The organism is Comamonas sp. 23 (genome assembly GCF_049601575.1).
In the GTDB taxonomy this organism is placed as follows: Bacteria; Pseudomonadota; Gammaproteobacteria; order Burkholderiales; family Burkholderiaceae_C; genus Comamonas; species Comamonas squillarum.
In genome coordinates, this window is record NZ_CP187127.1 from 1487525 (window position 1) to 1503945 (window position 16421).

The window sequence follows — 16421 nt, forward strand, 5'->3', positions numbered from 1 at the left end:
CTCTTACACTGGCGCGCATGACAAAGGAATTTTCTGTCAATCGCCTTGAGATCAAGGCTTTTGCCCACCAAAACGCGGCGCTGGAAGGCGAGCTGCCCCTGGGGCAGCTGGCCCGCTTGCTGGCCGAAGACCAGCGCGGCGAGGCCGCTGCCGCCGAGCCCGTGCGCTGGGTGCTCGATGGTGAATGGGTGGAATCGACCGGCGGCCCAGGCCAGGCCTGGCTGCATCTGCATGCCGAAACCCAGGTGCAGCTGCAGTGCCAGCGCTGCATGCGCCCGGTGGATGTGGCGGTGGAAAGCAGCCGCTCCTTTCGCTTTGTGAAGGACGAGGCCACGGCGGCAGCGCTCGATGACGAGAGCGAAGAGGATGTGCTGGTCCTGGCGCCCCAGATTGATGCGCTGGAGCTGATCGAGGATGAGTTGCTGATGGCACTGCCCATGGTGCCCATGCACGAAGTCTGCCCCGTCGATGTGAAGCTGGAGTCCGCCACCCAGGATTTTGACGACCGCCCTGCGGAAAAAGCCAATCCCTTCGCGGCGCTGGCATCGCTGCGCATTGATAAAACCCAATCCTAGTTCGGGTGGCTTGAAGCCTGCTTGCGATCTTTGCTATAATTTGAGGCTTCGCGCGAATCCCTCGTGTCTTTAATGGGCTAGTCGCGTAAATTTCGGGCATGCGTTTGTGATTGCGCAGGCCATGTCACCAACCCTTTCAAGACTCAGGAGCCATCATGGCTGTTCAACAAAACAAGAAATCCCCTTCCAAGCGCGGCATGCACCGTTCGCACAACGCACTGAACGTGCCTGGCATCGCTGTGGAACCCACCACCGGTGAAACCCATATGCGTCACCACATCAGCCCCAACGGTTTCTACCGTGGCCGCCAAGTGCTGAAGAACAAGTCGGAAGCCTAAGCCATAGCTGTATAAAAAAGGCCCGCAGCTACATAGTAGCGCGGGCCTTTTTTATTTCTTGCCAGTTTGCGGCGCGCTGCGCGCCGAGCTGGAACTCGGTGCGAACAACGTCAAAGAATTACCGAACGAATGATCACACTGGCCGTGGATTGCATGGGTGGGGACGCAGGTATCCGTGTCACGCTACCCGCATGCAAGAAGTTTTTGGATAGCCACCCTGATGCCCATCTGTTGATGGTCGGGCAGGCTGAGGCATTGCAGTCTTTTCAGCACGAGCGTGCCACCATCGTGCCTGCAAGCGAAGTGGTCACTATGGATGACCCGGTGGAAGTGGCGCTGCGCAAGAAGAAGGATTCTTCGATGCGGGTTGCCATCAGCCAGGTGAAGTCGGGCGCCGCACTGGCAGCCGTGTCGGCGGGCAATACCGGGGCGCTGATGGCCATTGCCCGTTATGTGCTCAAGACGCTGGAGGGCATTGACCGCCCGGCTATCGCCACCCAACTTCCCCACGCCAAGGGCGGCGCCACCACGGTGCTGGACCTGGGCGCCAATGTGGATTGCAGTGCAGAGCATCTGCTGCAGTTCGCCGTCATGGGCTCGGCCTTGGTCAGCGCCCTGGAAAACAAAGAAAACCCCACCGTTGGCCTGCTCAATATTGGTGAAGAAGCCATCAAGGGCAGCGAGGTCATTAAGCGCGCCGGCGAGCTGCTGCGCACCGCTGGCCAGTCGGGTTACCTCAATTTTTACGGCAATGTCGAAGGCAATGACATCTTCAAGGGCACGGTTGATATCGTGACCTGTGATGGCTTTGTCGGCAATGTCGCGCTCAAGGCCAGCGAAGGCGTGGCCAGCATGATCAGCAACGGGCTCAAACAAGAGTTCAAACGCAACCTGCTCACGAAGATCGCCGCAGTGATCGCTTACCCGGTGCTGGCGCGCTTGATGAAGCGGGTGGACCACCGCCGCTACAATGGGGCTGCATTGCTCGGATTGCGCGGCCTGGTTTTCAAAAGCCATGGCTCGGCCGACGCGGTGGCGTATGAGCATGCCTTGCGGCGCGCCTATGATGCCGCCCGCAATGATTTGCTGGGGCGTGTGCAGACCAAGATTCAGACGGCAGCGCCCCTGCTGATGTCGGCAGACAGCAATGCTGCTGCCAAAACCGTGACGTCTCCTACCTGAATTCGATGAGTATTTATTCCCGCATTATCGGCACTGGCAGCTATTTGCCGCCACGTCGTGTCACCAATGATGAGTTGGCCGCTGAGATGGCCACGCGCGGTCTGGAAACCTCCGACGAGTGGATTGTGGAGCGCACCGGTATCAAGGCGCGCCATTTTGCAGCGCCCGATGTCGTAGCCAGCGATCTGGCGCTGGAGGCGTCGAAGAACGCGCTCCAGGCCGCCAGTATCCAGGCCAGCGATATCGACCTGATCATTGTCGCGACCTCGACGCCGGACATGGTGTTCCCCTCGACCGCCGCGATCCTGCAGCACAAGCTGGGCATTGCCAATGGCTGCCCGGTGTTTGACATGCAGGCGGTGTGCAGCGGTTTTGTCTACGCACTGACGGTGGCGGACTCGATGATCAAGTCCGGCAGCGCCAAGCGCGTGCTGGTGGTGGGTGCCGAGGTGTTCAGCCGCATTCTCGACTTCAATGACCGCACGACCTGCGTGCTGTTTGGCGATGGCGCCGGCGCTGTGGTGCTGGAAGCGTCTGACAAGCCCGGCATCCTGGCCACCGAGCTGCATGCCGATGGCAGCCATGTCGACATTCTGTGCGTGCCGGGCAATGTCTCGGGTGGCCAGGTGATTGGCTCGCCGCTGCTGCGCATGGATGGCCAGGCGGTGTTCAAGCTCGCCGTCGGTGTGCTGGACAAGGCCGCACGCGCCGCGCTCGAAAAGGCCAAGATGCAGGAAGCCGATATCGATTGGCTGATTCCGCACCAGGCCAACCTGCGCATCATGATGAGCACGGCGCGCAAGCTCAAGCTCGCGCCGGAGAAGGTGGTCGTTACCGTCGACCAGCATGGCAACACCTCGGCGGCCTCGATCCCGCTGGCGCTAGACCACGCCGTGCGCAGCGGCCAGGTCAAGCCCGGGCAGAATGTGATGCTCGAAGGCGTGGGCGGTGGCTTCACCTGGGGTGCCGTGCTGCTCACGATGTAGCATGGCTCGGCGTTGCCGAGACCGCTGTCATCCGCTGATTGATAAAAACTGATTGAACCGAGACATGAGCGCTTTTGCATTTGTATTTCCGGGCCAAGGCTCGCAGTCTGTGGGCATGCTCGATGCCTGGGGTGGCCACCCCGCAGTGGTTCAGGCGCTGCAAGAGGCCTCGGATGCGCTGGGTGAAGACCTGGGCGCGCTGATCCAGAACGGCCCCAAAGAAACGCTGGCGCTGACCGCCAATACCCAACCGGTGATGCTGGTCGCTGGCGTGGCCGCATGGCGTGTCTGGCAAGCCGAAGGCGGCCCCATGCCGATAGCGGTTGCAGGCCACTCGCTGGGCGAGTATTCCGCGCTGGTGGCTGCCGGTGTGCTGACCCTGAGCCAGGCCGCGCCGCTGGTGCGCCTGCGGGGTGCTGCCATGCAAGAGGCCGTGCCTGTGGGTGCTGGCGCCATGGCGGCAGTGCTGGGCCTGGATGCGGACAAGGTCAAGGCCGTGTGCGCCCAGGTGACGGCCCAGCTGGGCGGCGCCGAAGTGGTCGAGGCAGTGAACTTCAACGACCCTGGCCAGACGGTTATCGCCGGCTCCAAGGCTGCGGTGGAAGCGGCCAGCCTGGCCGTGAAGGAAGCCGGTGCCAAGCGCGCGCTGCCGCTGCCCGTGTCTGCGCCTTTCCATTCCAGCCTGATGAAGCCCGCCGCTGAAAAGCTCAAGCTGGCACTGGCAGAGCTGCAACTGGCCGCGCCCCAGATTCCGGTGCTCAACAACATCGATGTGGCGATGCCTACCGATGCCGATGCGATCCGTGATGCGCTCTACCGCCAGGCCTTTGGCCCCGTGCGCTGGGTGGAGTGCGTGCAGCGCCTGCGTGCGCTGGGCGCGACCCACCTGGTCGAGTGCGGCCCGGGCAAGGTGCTCACCGGCATGACCAAGCGCATCGACCCTGAACTCGTCGGTGTGGCTCTGTATGACCCCGCCACTTTGCAAGAAACCAAAGAAGCCATCGCATGACTGAAACCACTTCAACAGCCAAAGTCGCCCTGGTTACCGGCGCATCGCGCGGTATTGGCGCAGCCATTGCCCAGGCGCTCGGCGCTGCCGGCTACCAAGTGATCGGCACGGCAACGACCGAAGACGGCGCTGCCAAGATCTCGCAAGCGCTGTCGGCCTTTGCCGGCTCGCGTGGTGTGGCGCTGGATGTGAACAATGGCGCCGCCGTCGAAGCGCTGATCGACAGCCTGGTCAAGACCCAGGGCGGCTTGCATGTGCTGGTCAACAACGCCGGCATCACCCGCGACACGCTGGCCATGCGCATGAAGGACGAGGACTGGGATGCCGTGCTGGGCACCAATCTGAAGGCCGTGTTCGGCGCCAGCCGCGCTGCCATCCGTCCGATGATGAAGCAGCGTTTTGGCCGTATCATCAGCATCACCAGTGTGGTGGGTGCATCGGGCAATGCCGGTCAGGCCAACTACGCGGCCGCCAAGGCGGGTGTGGCAGGTATGACGCGCTCGCTGGCCAAGGAGTTGGGCAGCCGTGGCATCACAGTCAACTGCGTGGCGCCTGGTTTTATCGAGACCGATATGACGGCCCAGTTGCCCGAAGAGCAGAAGAAAGCACTGCAGTCGCAGATTGCCTTGGGCAAGCTGGGACAGCCGCAAGACATTGCCAACGCTGTGGTCTATTTGGCCTCAGATGGCGCCGGTTATGTGACCGGGCAGGAGTTGCATGTCAATGGCGGCATGTATATGTAGATTTGACGAAAGTTGAATGCCGTTTCCTCGCGACGGCAAGTTGCACTCAGGTATTGCTGAAGCAGCTAGAATCGCGGGTTCATTCACAACCCCCAGAGGGAAACCATGAGCGATATCGAAGCACGTGTCAAGAAAATCATCGCCGAGCAACTCGGCGTGGAAGAGTCTCAAGTAACGAACGAAAAGGCTTTTGTAGCCGACCTGGGCGCTGACTCGCTGGACACCGTGGAACTGGTGATGGCTTTGGAAGATGAGTTCGAGATCGAGATCCCTGACGAAGACGCAGAGAAGATCACGACGGTGCAGAACGCCATCGACTACGCCAACAGCCACCAAAAGGCTTAATTGATTGCGCATGCACTTGGCGCCCTTGTGGCGCAAGTGTCTTGCTGCCAATCTTCCGAGAGATCAACAAGAAAGTTGTAACGCATGAGTCGCCGTCGCGTCGTCGTGACTGGTCTGGGTTGCATCAGCCCCGTGGGTAACACGGTTGCTGAAGCCTGGTCCAACATTTTGGCCGGTCAATCCGGCATTGACCTCATTACCAAGTTCGACACCACGGATTTCAGCTGCAAGATTGCAGGTGAGGTCAAGGGCTTCGACCTTGAGTCCTATATGAGTGCCAAGGAAGCACGCACGATGGACTCCTTCATTCATTACGGCATTGCCGCTGCCCAAGAGGCAGTGAAAGACGCCGGCCTGCCTTTGGGCGAGGCACTGGATGAAGAGCTCGCAACTCGTATTGGCTGTGTGATTGGTTCGGGTATCGGTGGTCTGCCACTGATTGAGAACACGCACGGTGAATATGAGCGCCGTGGTGCGCGTCGCATCACGCCTTTCTTTGTTCCCGCGTCCATCATCAATATGGTCGCAGGTCATGTATCGATGCGTTTTGGCTTCAAGGGCCCGAACCTGTCGGTGGTGACTGCTTGCACGACAGGTTTGCACTGCATTGGTGAAGCCGGTCGCATGATCGAGTACGGCGATGCCGACGTCATGATTGCAGGTGGTACCGAAGCAACTGTTTCTCCATTGGGTGTGGGGGGGTTCGCAGCGATGCGCGCGCTGTCCACACGCAATGACGATCCCAAGGCGGCATCGCGCCCCTGGGACAAGGGCCGTGACGGCTTTGTGCTGGGTGAGGGTGCCGGTATCGTAGTGCTCGAAGAGTACGAACACGCCAAGGCCCGTGGTGCCAAGATCTATGCCGAGTTGCTGGGTTACGGCATGAGCGCTGACGCCGGTCACATGACCGCGCCCAATATGGACGGCCCGCGCCGCGCCATGCTGGCTGCTCTGCGCAATGCAGGTGTCAACGCCGACCAGGTGGACTACCTCAATGCCCACGGCACCTCCACGCCGCTGGGTGACCTCAATGAGACCAATGCCATCAAGGCAGCCATGGGCGAGCATGCCAAGAAGCTGGTGGTCAGCTCGACCAAGTCCATGACCGGCCATTTGCTCGGTGGTGCTGGCGGTCTGGAGAGCGTCTTTACCGTGATGGCCTTGAAGGACCAGAAGATTCCTCCGACCATCAATCTGGTGGACCAGGATCCGGAATGCGATCTGGACTACTGCGCCAACACCGCGCGCGATGCCAAGCTGGACATCGCCGTCAAGAACAACTTTGGTTTTGGCGGTACCAACGGCACCCTGGTGTTCAAACGCGTTTGATGGTGGTTGGCGCCTGGTGCGTCACACCAGCCACGCTGGGATAAGGCCTCTGTGACAGAGGCCTTTGTTGTTTTTGCGCTGCTTCGGTCAGCACGGTGTTGGCGCTTCAACACGGGGTTTGCCCTGCGGGATCGCTGATGGGTGCACTGCAGAATGGGGTGATGCCTCTGTCAATAGCCGCCCAGCCATGCCCCACCATCGCCCAACTGCCTTGATGGCCTTGCAGTCCTTTGCGCTGGTGAGCCCAAGCCGCGTCCGCCTGCTGTTGGCCGGCTGGGTCTGCCTGGTCGCGCTGCTGTGCCTGGCCTGGATGCATGCAGCAGCTCCTACGGCCTTGCCGCGCGCCTTGGCAGTGGCGGTAATGGCATTGGCGTTAGGGCTGGTCTGGCGCATGCCGCTGTGGCCGCAGGGAACTTGTTTGCACTGGACTGGCTCTCAGTGGTGCCTTGGGCCAGCCCCGTTGGCGCTGGAGCAGCGCCAGGAACTGGGGCCACTGACCGTGCTGATGGATGGGCAATCCTGGATATTGCTGCAGGCCCAGGGGTTGCCAAGCCGGTGCCCCAGTCAGTGGCTGCTTGTGGCGAGAGCCGCTAATCCAGAGCGCTGGCCGGATATTCGTCGGGTTTTATACTCGTCGCTTGCCGCTGAACCGCAGAACATCCATCAGGTGTAAGCCTACAGCTGAACAACCACAACAATAGCTGCAAGCTTGTAGCGCCAAGAGGGCCTCTTTTATGACGGGAACGCCAACGGCCAGTACCCCGAATGCAAATGACAGCGATCTGCACCTGGTGCAGCGCACGGTGGCAGGAGATCAAAAAGCCTATGGCCTGCTGGTGCTCAAGTACCAGCGCCGCATCGAGCGCCTGATCGGGCGCATGGTGCGCGATGTGGATCTGGTGCCCGATCTGGCCCAGGAAACCTTTTTGCGCGCCTACCGCGCGCTGCCGCAGTTCCGGGGTGATGCGCAGTTCTACACCTGGCTGTACCGAATTGCCGTCAATACCGCCAAGAAGGCGATGGTCGAGCTCAGCCGCAACCCGGTGATGACCGAGAGCGCGCTGCGCGGAAAAGACGATGACGATGAAACTTATGTGCCCGGGCGCGAACTAACGACCGATGAGACGCCTGAAACGGTGATTGCCGCCCAGGAAATTGCCCAGGCGGTGAACACGGCGATGGACGCGTTGCCCGAGGACCTGCGACAGGCCATCGTGCTGCGTGAGATTGAAGGCATGTCTTATGAAGACATTGCCGCTGCGATGGATTGCCCCATCGGTACGGTACGGTCGCGTATTTTCCGCGCCCGCGAGGCGATTTCCGCCAAGGTAAAGCCCATGCTTGAACGCCAGTCTGGCAAGCGTTGGTAGCTGATATGAGTGTGATGACTGGCTGCAAGGGCCTGGGGCCCGCTAGGAATATGGCTATGAATCTCGAAAACCAAGCATCGAACATGAGCATGCAGGCGGCCTGTGAGCAGTTGTCCGCCTGGGTCGATGGTGAGCTGGACGACCAGGCGCTCGGCCAGCTGCTGGCCGAGCTGCCGGAGTTGGCCCAGGACGAGGCCTGCTACGCCTCGGTGCAGTCCTACCAGGTCATTGGCAATCTGATGCGTTCGGCGCACACACCGTGCTCCGACAGCCTGGCATTCCTGGATGCGCTCAATGCCAAGATTGCACTGGAGCCGCCGTTGGCCGACCAGGGCCAACCCGTGCCTGGTGCTGTCGCCGTGCCGGCGGTGGCCGCTGCCGCTGTGCAGACCGTCCAGCCAGCCGCGCAGGATGCTGCGAACCATTCGGTCTTCCGCTGGAAGATGGTGGCTGGCTTTGCTACCGTGGCCGCTGTGGCGATGGTCGGCTGGAACAGCATCGGTTTGCTCTCGGGTGGCGCAGGCAATGAGGCTCGCCAGCAGATGGCAGCAGCTGCTGCGCCGCAGGTGGTTGCTTCGGCTGCATCACCGAGGTCTGCCGCGTCCAATGCCCAAGGCCTGGTGCAGCAGCAGGTCACGGTGGGCCAGAACTCCAGCATCATGCTGCGCGATCCGCGCCTGGATGAGCTGCTGGCGGCACGCGGGCAGATTGGCGGCACCGCCAACCTGCAAATGCCAGCGGGCTTCTTGCGCAATGCCACTTTCAATGCCGAAAAGCGCAGCGATGGCTGCGCCGACAAGGCTTCACGTTTGTGCTGATGATGCGCTGAACCCCTCAAATAACACCTGCATGGCAGGTGTTTTTTTATGCCTTTCGCGCGCAAAGGCTTGAAACCTGGGTTTTGCTGCCTATCTGATGGTGATGCACGCTTGGAACCTTGAGGCCTATTGCCCCTCCAATTGCGGCAGGGCACCACGAGCGACGCGATTGAATCACTGCGTATACGGTGCCGCCATATTGTCAAATTGAGGAGTGATATGTCTCTAAAGCGTTGGAAGCCTTTTCAGATCAGTGCACTGGCGGCCATCCTGTCCGTCAGCAGCGCGATGATGCTGCCGGCAGCGGCCCAGACCCCTGCACCTGCTGTGGTGCGTGGCCTGCCCGATTTCACCGACCTGGTCGACCAGGTGGGCCCATCGGTGGTCAATATCCGCACGATGGAGAAGGTGTCCAACCGCCAAAGCCAAAGCGGCCTCGATCCGGAGATGCTGGAGTTCTTCAAGCGCTTTGGCTTGCCGGTGCCCAGCATCCCCAAGCAGCAACGCCCCCAGCGCCCCGGCGGCGATGGCGATGAGGTGCCCAGCGGCCTGGGTTCGGGTTTTATCCTGACGGCCGACGGCTATGTGATGACCAACGCGCATGTGGTCGATGGTGCCGATGAAGTGATCGTGACGCTGACCGACAAGCGCGAGTTCAAGGCCAAGATCGTGGGCGCCGACAAGCGCACCGATGTGGCTGTGGTGAAGATCGATGCCACCGGCTTGCCCGCCGTCAAGATTGGCGACGTGAACCGCCTGCGCGTGGGCGAGTGGGTGATGGCGATCGGCTCGCCCTTTGGCCTGGAAAACTCGGTGACCGCCGGCATTGTCTCTGCCAAGCAGCGCGACACGGGCGACTACCTGCCCTTTATCCAGACCGATGTGGCCATCAATCCCGGCAACTCGGGCGGCCCGCTGTTGAACATGCGAGGCGAGGTGGTGGGCATCAACAGCCAGATCTACTCGCGCTCGGGTGGCTTCATGGGCATCTCGTTCTCGATCCCTATCGATGAAGCGGTGCGCGTGAGCGACCAGCTGCGCGCCACCGGCCGTGTGGTGCGTGGCAAGATTGGTGTGCAAATCTCCACCGTGAGCAAGGATGTGGCTGAATCCATCGGTCTGGGCAAGGCCCAGGGCGCGATGGTAACGGGTGTGGAAAGCGGCTCGCCCGCCGAGAAGGCGGGCGTCGAAGCGGGTGACATCATCACCAAGTTCGATGGCAAGCCGCTGGAGAAGCTGGCGGATCTGCCGCGCTGGGTGGGCAACACCAAGCCAGGCTCGAAGAGCACCGTCACGGTGTTCCGCCGTGGCAAGACCTTGGACCTGCCGATCACCATCATCGAAATTCCGTCGGATGCTGCTGCAGACGCTGCTGCCACCAGCAAGGAGCCAGAGAAGTCCAAGCCTTCCACTGCTGCCCAGCAACTGGGTCTGGTGGTCACGGATCTGACCGATGCGCAGCGCAAGTCCATGCACCTCAAGGGTGGAGTGCAGATTGTGTCGGCCGATGAAGCCGCTGCCCGTGCTGGTCTCAAGCAAGGTGATGTGATCCTGGGCATTGCCAACACCGAGATCAATGACGTCAAGCAGTTCGACGCTGCCGTGGCCAAGGCCGACAAGTCCAAGCCCGTCAACGTGCTGTTCCGCCGCGGTGAGTGGACGCAATATGTGCTGATCCGCCCGACCAAGTAAGTCACTGCGCGCTTTGTCGCTGTGCTGACCACAAGCCGGTTTCCGCCATGGAAATCGGCTTTTTTCATGGATGGGTGTGAAAGAGCCAGGCACTGCCCAATACCCAATACCCAGCAACGAAAAAGCCTCAGAGCATTGCTACTCTGAGGCTTTACGTTTGGTGCGGCTGGCAGGAATCGAACCCACGACCCCTTGGTTCGTAGCCAAGTACTCTATCCAGCTGAGCTACAGCCGCTAAGCTGTCGATTATAGCACGCAATTTTTGATCACTGCCATCTTTCTGATGTGCTGGCAGCAAGCACGGTGGTCAAGAGGCACTTGCTGCATCCGGATCTGGAGGTGCTGCGCCCATTATTGCGGCACCAGAGGTGAGGCCAGCAGCCTGCAGCGCCCAGGGCAGCCGTAGTAGATATTCACTAATTTTGGGGATTGACCGTTGGCAGGCACAGTCCGATAGTTAGCGACATTGTTAATTTCTGTATATGGCTGCTGATATGAGGTGGTGCAGGTGTTTGGTTCTAGGCTGGTGGATGGCATCGGGCTGCATGCTCACGCATGCCGTGCCCACGGCTGCCTCATCCGGAGACCTGTCGGCAGCCCACAACCTGGGGTCACAGCACACAGGGGCAGATAGCCAAGGGCTCTACGCAGGACGGCGGGCCAGCGCATGGGCACAAGGGGTGGCGGTGCCCAGCCCTGACATGCAGGCTGCCGCCACGGCGCTTGCGCCAGACGATGGCACGGTTTTCCACCGTGTGCGACACAGCATGGAGGCCGTGACCGAGCAGGCGTCTGGTGTCCTGTCTCGGCCCGCTCCCAAGCTGGGTGGGCTGCTACTGGTGTTGTTGACGGTCTTCGCACTGGTGCTGGGATTTTTAAGCCTGCGCTGGCACCGTGAAACGGCGGAATGACCGCATGCTCCGTGCTGACACCGTCGCCTCTGGCCCCTCCACGCATTCCCAAAAAACATCATTGCGATAGAAATAAATAATAAAACGCTGGGCTTGTTTACATCTAGAAGCAACAATGCGTTCCAACGTTTGAAGTGACTATGAAGCTGTTGTTTCGCATTTTTTCAGTAGGCGCGGTCTGGTTTTGGGCATGCTTATGGGCACCGGGCGCGAGCGCTGCCGTGGTTGCCGCAGCGGATGTGGTGCCGGAGGCGACATTCCAATGGGGCAGCAGCGGCCCCGACCAGTGGGGGCAGGTGGGGCAGACCAGTGCAGGCCTGGCCTGGGTCACCACCGACTTTCCCAACAGCGGCAATGGCTCGCTGCGCCTTGACTTGCCTGTCACCTCGTCCAAGGCCGGGCTCGCTTACTACCCTGCTGCCACCTTCGGCAAGCTGTCGGAGCTGACCACCGTCTCCTACCAATGGCTGGTGCACAGCACCGATGTGGTCGACCAGGCGCCCGTGCTGCGGCTGTACCTGCGCAATGCGCAAGGGGTGCATACGCAGACCCTGGTCTACACCCCGGACATCGCCGGCGTGCACGGTGTGGGCCTCAACCAGTGGACCACCGCCGATATGCTCCACGGCATCGTTTGGCAAGGGCGCAGTGCGGCGCAAGGTGGCTTTGATCCCAACATACGACGGCCATTTTCGGACTTCCAGGCCGACCCGCGCTTTGCCGACATGGTGGTCTTTGCCGTCGAGGGTGGCGCCGGCAATGGATCCAGCGGCTTTGTTGGCGCCATCGACAATATCGAAGTGGTCGGGCCGCTGGCCTCGGTATCGGCCAACTTCGAAGTGGTGCCGCCTACGGCCTCCATACTGTGCGACAAGACGCAGCTGTTGGATTCCGACGGGCAAACTGCTAGCTGCACCCTGAGATTGAGCCGGCCTGCGCAGGCTGCGCTGACCGTGGGGCTGAGCACCTCCGGGGACACGGCGCGCTACAGTGGTTGCGCCGGTCCGCTGGAGATTGCAGAGGGCGCCAGCACGGCGAGCTGCACGGTCACGGCCACCGCCAATACCGTGAGAGGCGATGGCCAGGTCAGCGTGTCGGTCGCCATCGTGCCAGCGGCCAACCCTGGCGGCTACAGCTTGCTGGCGGGCACATCGGTGGCTTCCATTTAGATTGCCGATGAAGACGGGGAGGCTGCTGCGCCGGTCGGCGCAACCTCAATACCTGTTCCAGTGCTCTCGCACGGAATGTTTGCGACGCTATCGCTTGGCTTGTTGGCTTGCGGTGCCATGCTCATTCGACGCACTGGCAAGCCTTGACGAGAGGTGGGGTATCTTGTTCTCGTCAGATTTCTCGTTTTTGGCTGACGACCAATTCCACCGTAATAGGACACTTGTGCTGTATTGCCAAGGGAGCTTTCTTTCTCTGATTAGCCCCCCCTCATTGCTTAAGCGAAAGGCTGTGTTTACATTCGTTTGCCCAGTCAAGGGCCGGTGTACTCTTTCAATAGGGCTCAGGCGGTTATGCTATCGGCTTTATTTTTCCGATAGAAGAGGTCGCCGTGCAGAGGCTTTCAAAAATAAAGAGCGCCCATGTCGCACACATGGCGTTGATCTTGGGTTTGGCAGCATGCCTCGGTGCATGCGTGACGCGGCCCAAACCGCAATATAACTATGCTGGTGCAGCAGACGACCCGGTTTTTTTTCTGGAGTCTGACTTCGGGATAGATACCGGCTTTACCGCGCAGATCAATCCTGTCAGAAACGCCAATCTGTGCAAGAGCCGGCAGGGGGTTGCATATATGCAATCAATGGATTCTTACTACCGCGATTCAAGCCTGAAAGGTCCTTGGAAGATTGTTGCGCCTGCCGGGCAACCTGTGGTGATATCCGGTGGCTGGTTTCAGTACGCGACAACATCCACGAACACGACTTTCGGTACCAAATCGATCTCGCCGGGCAGAGGTTGTAGTGCTGAGAACAAGCTCGTTGTTGGCGAAAGGGGCAAGCAATACCGGGTTCACCTGCGCAAGAGCCCAGATGGAAGTGGCTGCACGATGGACATCACGAACCTAGATGGCTCGGTAGTGGAAGCGGAAGCCTATCCGAGATGCCGAATCCGTTGAATGCATGGCGCTCGCGCACATGCTCGGGCCCTTTGCAATGCGCTCGCCCAATAGGATGGGCTCGGATCGCTCGAACCCTTGCTGAGACCGAGGCTGGGCGTATTGCGGTGTGCCCTTGAGTGGCAAGAAAACGTGAATTGATTTTCTTGGCTCGCTCTTGGGTTTGCATCACTGCTTTTCCGATCTTCGTGGTAGTCGAAACTGGCCATTGAGGGCTGGTTTTTGCTGTGCATTGGTTGCAAGCAACGCCCTGTACGAGGTCTTATGAATACTGAATACTTTTTCAGAACGTCAGCAAAGATTCGCACCGTGGGAGCAAGTTGGGGTGGTTGCAGTTTGTTGCATAAGCGTGATTCATTCTCTTCCTCAGCACGGCCTGATTCTGGTATGTCAACCGGATTTCTACGTAGAGAAACCGTCCATCCATGTTATTTGGAGGTGCTTCGACTATCGTTGGCGGCGCTGTTTGATGCGCGGGTTCTGGACGATGGAAAACCGCGGTAGCCAATGTCTGCGTGGCTTCAAGTCCTCGGTTGGATTGAATGCAACTTTAATCCACAGCAGTCAATGGACGCAGTCAAATGCTCCCCGAGCATTGTTGGCGGAGTAAATGGATTGCTCAGTATGGGCATCAGAATTTCCGGGTCCCAGTGCCAAATGCTGGATGGGTTGAAAGTATTTCATCTATAGTGTTTTGTGGAATCGCTATTTGATAGATGAATTACAAGGAGAGTGGCTTGAAATTTACCCAGAATGAATCACAGAAAAGTGGCTTGGTGCGCCTGGACGGGCTTAGTCGGCGGGTATTTCTTTCTGCACTCGGTGGGGGGGCATTGGTATTGACAGGCTGCGGCGGAGGTTCTGACTCAGAGGGCGGTGAAGTGGTGCCAGCACCTCCACCCGCTGTGCAGAAGCCCGGCATTTTTCTTCTGGCTGGTCAACTGGGCGGAGCCGGTTTGCTGGAGGGCAAAGGCGCAGAGGCGCGGTTGCCAATTCGTAATTACTTGAGTATTGCTCCCGGTGGCACTGTCTACATCCCGATCAATGGTGGTCGTCTTGCGAAGGTCGACCAGGATGCGCAGCTCAGTCTCGTTCCAGGTCCCCCTGCAGGTTCAGAATACCAAATAGCTGCAGATGCCCAAGGGCGGCTTCATGCCTTTGCTTTGGCCTGCGTTTACCGCCAAAGCGACACCGGCTGGATACCCATTGCCGGAAATCCTTCGGAGGCTGGCTACGCCGATGGCGATGGCGCGTCCGCACGGATGGGTTATGTGGCATCCCCGGTGTTGGGTGCGGACGGTAGTTTGTACTTTATCGACAAAGGAACCGTGTTTGGAATGCCGGAAGACATGATGGTTCGTAAGCTGACGAGCGGTGGTCAGATTGTTACTGTTGCGGGGCGGCAAGGTCTTCCGCTAGAGCGCAGGGATGGTCAAGGCAGCGAAGCAGGCTTTGTCGATCTCATCCAACTGCTCGGGCAACCGGACGGCAGCCTTCTGGCGCTGGATAGGAGGCATTTCCGCAGCATCACACTGGACGGTCAGGTCCACACTATGTCCAATGCCAACGAGTTGCGTACAAATGTCAGTAATCTGGTGCAGACCAGCGCCACGTCGTTCTATGCCTTGGAGGGCAGCCGCGTTGTCCAGCTGGGTTTGGACGGCTCCTTCACGCCGTTCGTGGGAATTCCGGATGCGCATCTGGACCTCTGGCACGTGAACGATGGTGTGGGCGAGGATGCGCGTTTGCAGCGCCCGTCCTCTATGGTGCAATTGCCTGATGGTGATCTGCTCATTGGCGAGGATTCCAACGCACTGCGCAGGATCAATCTGCAAACCAGAAAGGTCAGCTCCTGGGTGGGCGCCAACGTTGATAGTATTTCGGTGGATGGCCTGGGGTCCAATGCGCGCTTCACGGGCGTGATGAACGGCATGGCGGTCAATGCCAAAGGCGACATTTTCGTGCTTGAGGGCTATGGGGGCATGTACTCCAATGCTGATGCATATCGCCAAGTTGTCAGAAAAATAAGGCCCGATGGCGCTGTTACTACATTGCCCGGCAAATTATCTGACCGCGTGACGGAGATTGCCGCCGATGGGAACGACAACATCTTCTATGCCTCAGGCTGCGCCATCATGCAACTGAAGGCCGATGGCAGTCTGGCGGTATTTGCGGGCAACGTCGAAGAGAAGGGCTATGCAGACGGTTCTGCTTTGCAAGCGCGGTTTGCATCGCCTAGAGGTCTGTCGTTCGACCAGGCTGGCAACCTCTGGGTCATCGATGCACCGGCGTATGAATATGAGCGAGGCGGTGTCGCGCTTCCTAGCCCTCGAGTGCTGCGACTGTGGTATGGACAGACCTTGCGCCGTATCACCCCAGATGGCAGCGTGACCACCTATGCTGGCACGCCAGGCCAGGTATTGGAGCGGCCTTTCCCGGACTACTCGCCGGCATGGCAGCTATGGAATAGCAAGGTCGACTCGCAAGGCCGCGTCTACCTGTACAGCAGCAGCGGGCGTGCTGCGGTGTACCGCGTTGATGGGCAGGGCGCAGAACCCAGCAAGCTATGGCGAAGTGAAAGCGACGTTTCCACCTTTGACCAGATGGCCGTTTCGCCTTCCGGCCAGATCTTTGTGTCGTCAACGCAGCCGGATTTTGTCGGGGGAAGTAGTGCTATCTATGCCATGGAGCCCGGCGGTGGTCTTCGCTTGGTGGCTGGCAGCGAAGCGCTGGGTAACCTGGGTGTCCGTCTTGGAGCGCTGCCCGGCAGTCTTAACTGGGTATACGGTCTGACTGCGCTGGATGACCGCACCCTGGTTCTAGCGAGTGAGAGTGCAGTTTTGCGCGTTAATTTGTAGCAGAGTTGACGCGGTGGAGACGGGGTAAAGACCGCAAGCCAGGTATGCGCAGGCCGTGTATCGCCAACCAGGGCAACGTAGATGTATTGATTGATTTCGGCCCTGGCCTGCGTAACCGTTCTTAAGCCACTTGGTGCCGGTCA

The 16421-nt window shown here is 59.8% G+C and carries 16 protein-coding genes and 1 tRNA gene; 16 read left to right on the top strand and 1 reads right to left on the bottom strand.

What is annotated here, in order from left to right; all coding sequences use genetic code 11:
* The first annotated feature begins 17 nt into the window (after nucleotides 1–17).
* The 12 genes from ACPEE1_RS06625 (at nucleotide 18) to ACPEE1_RS06680 (ending at nucleotide 10387) form a co-directional block, all read left to right on the top strand.
* A complete protein-coding gene (locus ACPEE1_RS06625; RefSeq protein ID WP_116927547.1) occupies nucleotides 18–575 on the top strand; it encodes a YceD family protein in 558 nt (185 codons plus the stop codon).
* 155 nt (nucleotides 576–730) lie between these two features.
* Entirely contained in the window at nucleotides 731–913 is a 183-nt protein-coding gene (gene rpmF, locus ACPEE1_RS06630; RefSeq protein WP_021027949.1) for a 50S ribosomal protein L32, read from the top strand.
* A 129-nt stretch (nucleotides 914–1042) separates the two neighbouring features.
* Entirely contained in the window at nucleotides 1043–2095 is a 1053-nt protein-coding gene (plsX, locus tag ACPEE1_RS06635; protein WP_116927548.1) for a phosphate acyltransferase PlsX, read from the top strand.
* Nucleotides 2096–2100: 5 nt separating this feature from the next.
* Nucleotides 2101–3081, top strand: a complete 981-nt coding sequence (locus ACPEE1_RS06640) for a beta-ketoacyl-ACP synthase III (protein WP_182343195.1) — start codon at nucleotides 2101–2103, stop codon at nucleotides 3079–3081.
* Between the two features lie 64 nt (nucleotides 3082–3145).
* Nucleotides 3146–4090 carry an ACP S-malonyltransferase gene (fabD, locus tag ACPEE1_RS06645; protein ID WP_116927550.1) on the top strand — a complete coding sequence of 315 codons (945 nt, stop codon included), beginning with the start codon at nucleotides 3146–3148 and terminating at the stop codon, nucleotides 4088–4090.
* Nucleotides 4087–4833 (top strand): 3-oxoacyl-ACP reductase FabG, encoded by a 747-nt coding sequence (fabG, locus tag ACPEE1_RS06650; protein WP_116927551.1) that lies wholly within the window; start codon nucleotides 4087–4089, stop codon nucleotides 4831–4833. The genes fabD and fabG overlap by 4 nt, the downstream gene beginning before the upstream one ends.
* A gap of 105 nt (nucleotides 4834–4938) precedes the next feature.
* Complete coding sequence (gene acpP / locus ACPEE1_RS06655) at nucleotides 4939–5178, top strand: acyl carrier protein (protein ID WP_021027954.1); 240 nt, start codon at nucleotides 4939–4941, stop codon at nucleotides 5176–5178.
* Nucleotides 5179–5262: 84 nt separating this feature from the next.
* The gene (fabF, locus tag ACPEE1_RS06660; protein WP_021027955.1) at nucleotides 5263–6507 is read left to right on the top strand and encodes a beta-ketoacyl-ACP synthase II; all 1245 of its coding nucleotides are present in this window, start codon (nucleotides 5263–5265) and stop codon (nucleotides 6505–6507) included.
* Between the two features lie 211 nt (nucleotides 6508–6718).
* Entirely contained in the window at nucleotides 6719–7180 is a 462-nt protein-coding gene (locus ACPEE1_RS06665; RefSeq protein WP_423935630.1) for a hypothetical protein, read from the top strand.
* Nucleotides 7181–7241: 61 nt separating this feature from the next.
* On the top strand, nucleotides 7242–7877 hold the full coding sequence (gene rpoE / locus ACPEE1_RS06670; protein ID WP_182343191.1) for an RNA polymerase sigma factor RpoE: 636 nt from the start codon (nucleotides 7242–7244) through the stop codon (nucleotides 7875–7877).
* A 56-nt stretch (nucleotides 7878–7933) separates the two neighbouring features.
* A complete protein-coding gene (locus tag ACPEE1_RS06675; RefSeq protein WP_423935632.1) occupies nucleotides 7934–8695 on the top strand; it encodes a sigma-E factor negative regulatory protein in 762 nt (253 codons plus the stop codon).
* A gap of 219 nt (nucleotides 8696–8914) precedes the next feature.
* Nucleotides 8915–10387, top strand: coding sequence for a DegQ family serine endoprotease (locus ACPEE1_RS06680; RefSeq protein ID WP_423935634.1), 1473 nt, complete (start codon nucleotides 8915–8917; stop codon nucleotides 10385–10387).
* Between the two features lie 158 nt (nucleotides 10388–10545).
* On the opposite strand, the gene ACPEE1_RS06685 is transcribed toward ACPEE1_RS06680, so the two are convergent.
* Nucleotides 10546–10622: transfer RNA gene (locus ACPEE1_RS06685), tRNA-Arg, on the bottom strand.
* A gap of 532 nt (nucleotides 10623–11154) precedes the next feature.
* Between ACPEE1_RS06685 and ACPEE1_RS06690 the strand changes: the two genes are divergently transcribed.
* From ACPEE1_RS06690 to ACPEE1_RS06705, 4 genes are all read left to right on the top strand, one after another.
* Nucleotides 11155–11298, top strand: a complete 144-nt coding sequence (locus ACPEE1_RS06690; protein WP_165841243.1) for a hypothetical protein — start codon at nucleotides 11155–11157, stop codon at nucleotides 11296–11298.
* A gap of 221 nt (nucleotides 11299–11519) precedes the next feature.
* Entirely contained in the window at nucleotides 11520–12467 is a 948-nt protein-coding gene (locus ACPEE1_RS06695) for a hypothetical protein (RefSeq protein ID WP_260720190.1), read from the top strand.
* Between the two features lie 431 nt (nucleotides 12468–12898).
* Complete coding sequence (locus ACPEE1_RS06700) at nucleotides 12899–13420, top strand: hypothetical protein (RefSeq protein WP_182343184.1); 522 nt, start codon at nucleotides 12899–12901, stop codon at nucleotides 13418–13420.
* Nucleotides 13421–14157: 737 nt separating this feature from the next.
* Nucleotides 14158–16278, top strand: coding sequence for a hypothetical protein (locus tag ACPEE1_RS06705; protein WP_182343182.1), 2121 nt, complete (start codon nucleotides 14158–14160; stop codon nucleotides 16276–16278).
* Nucleotides 16279–16421: the final 143 nt, after the last annotated feature.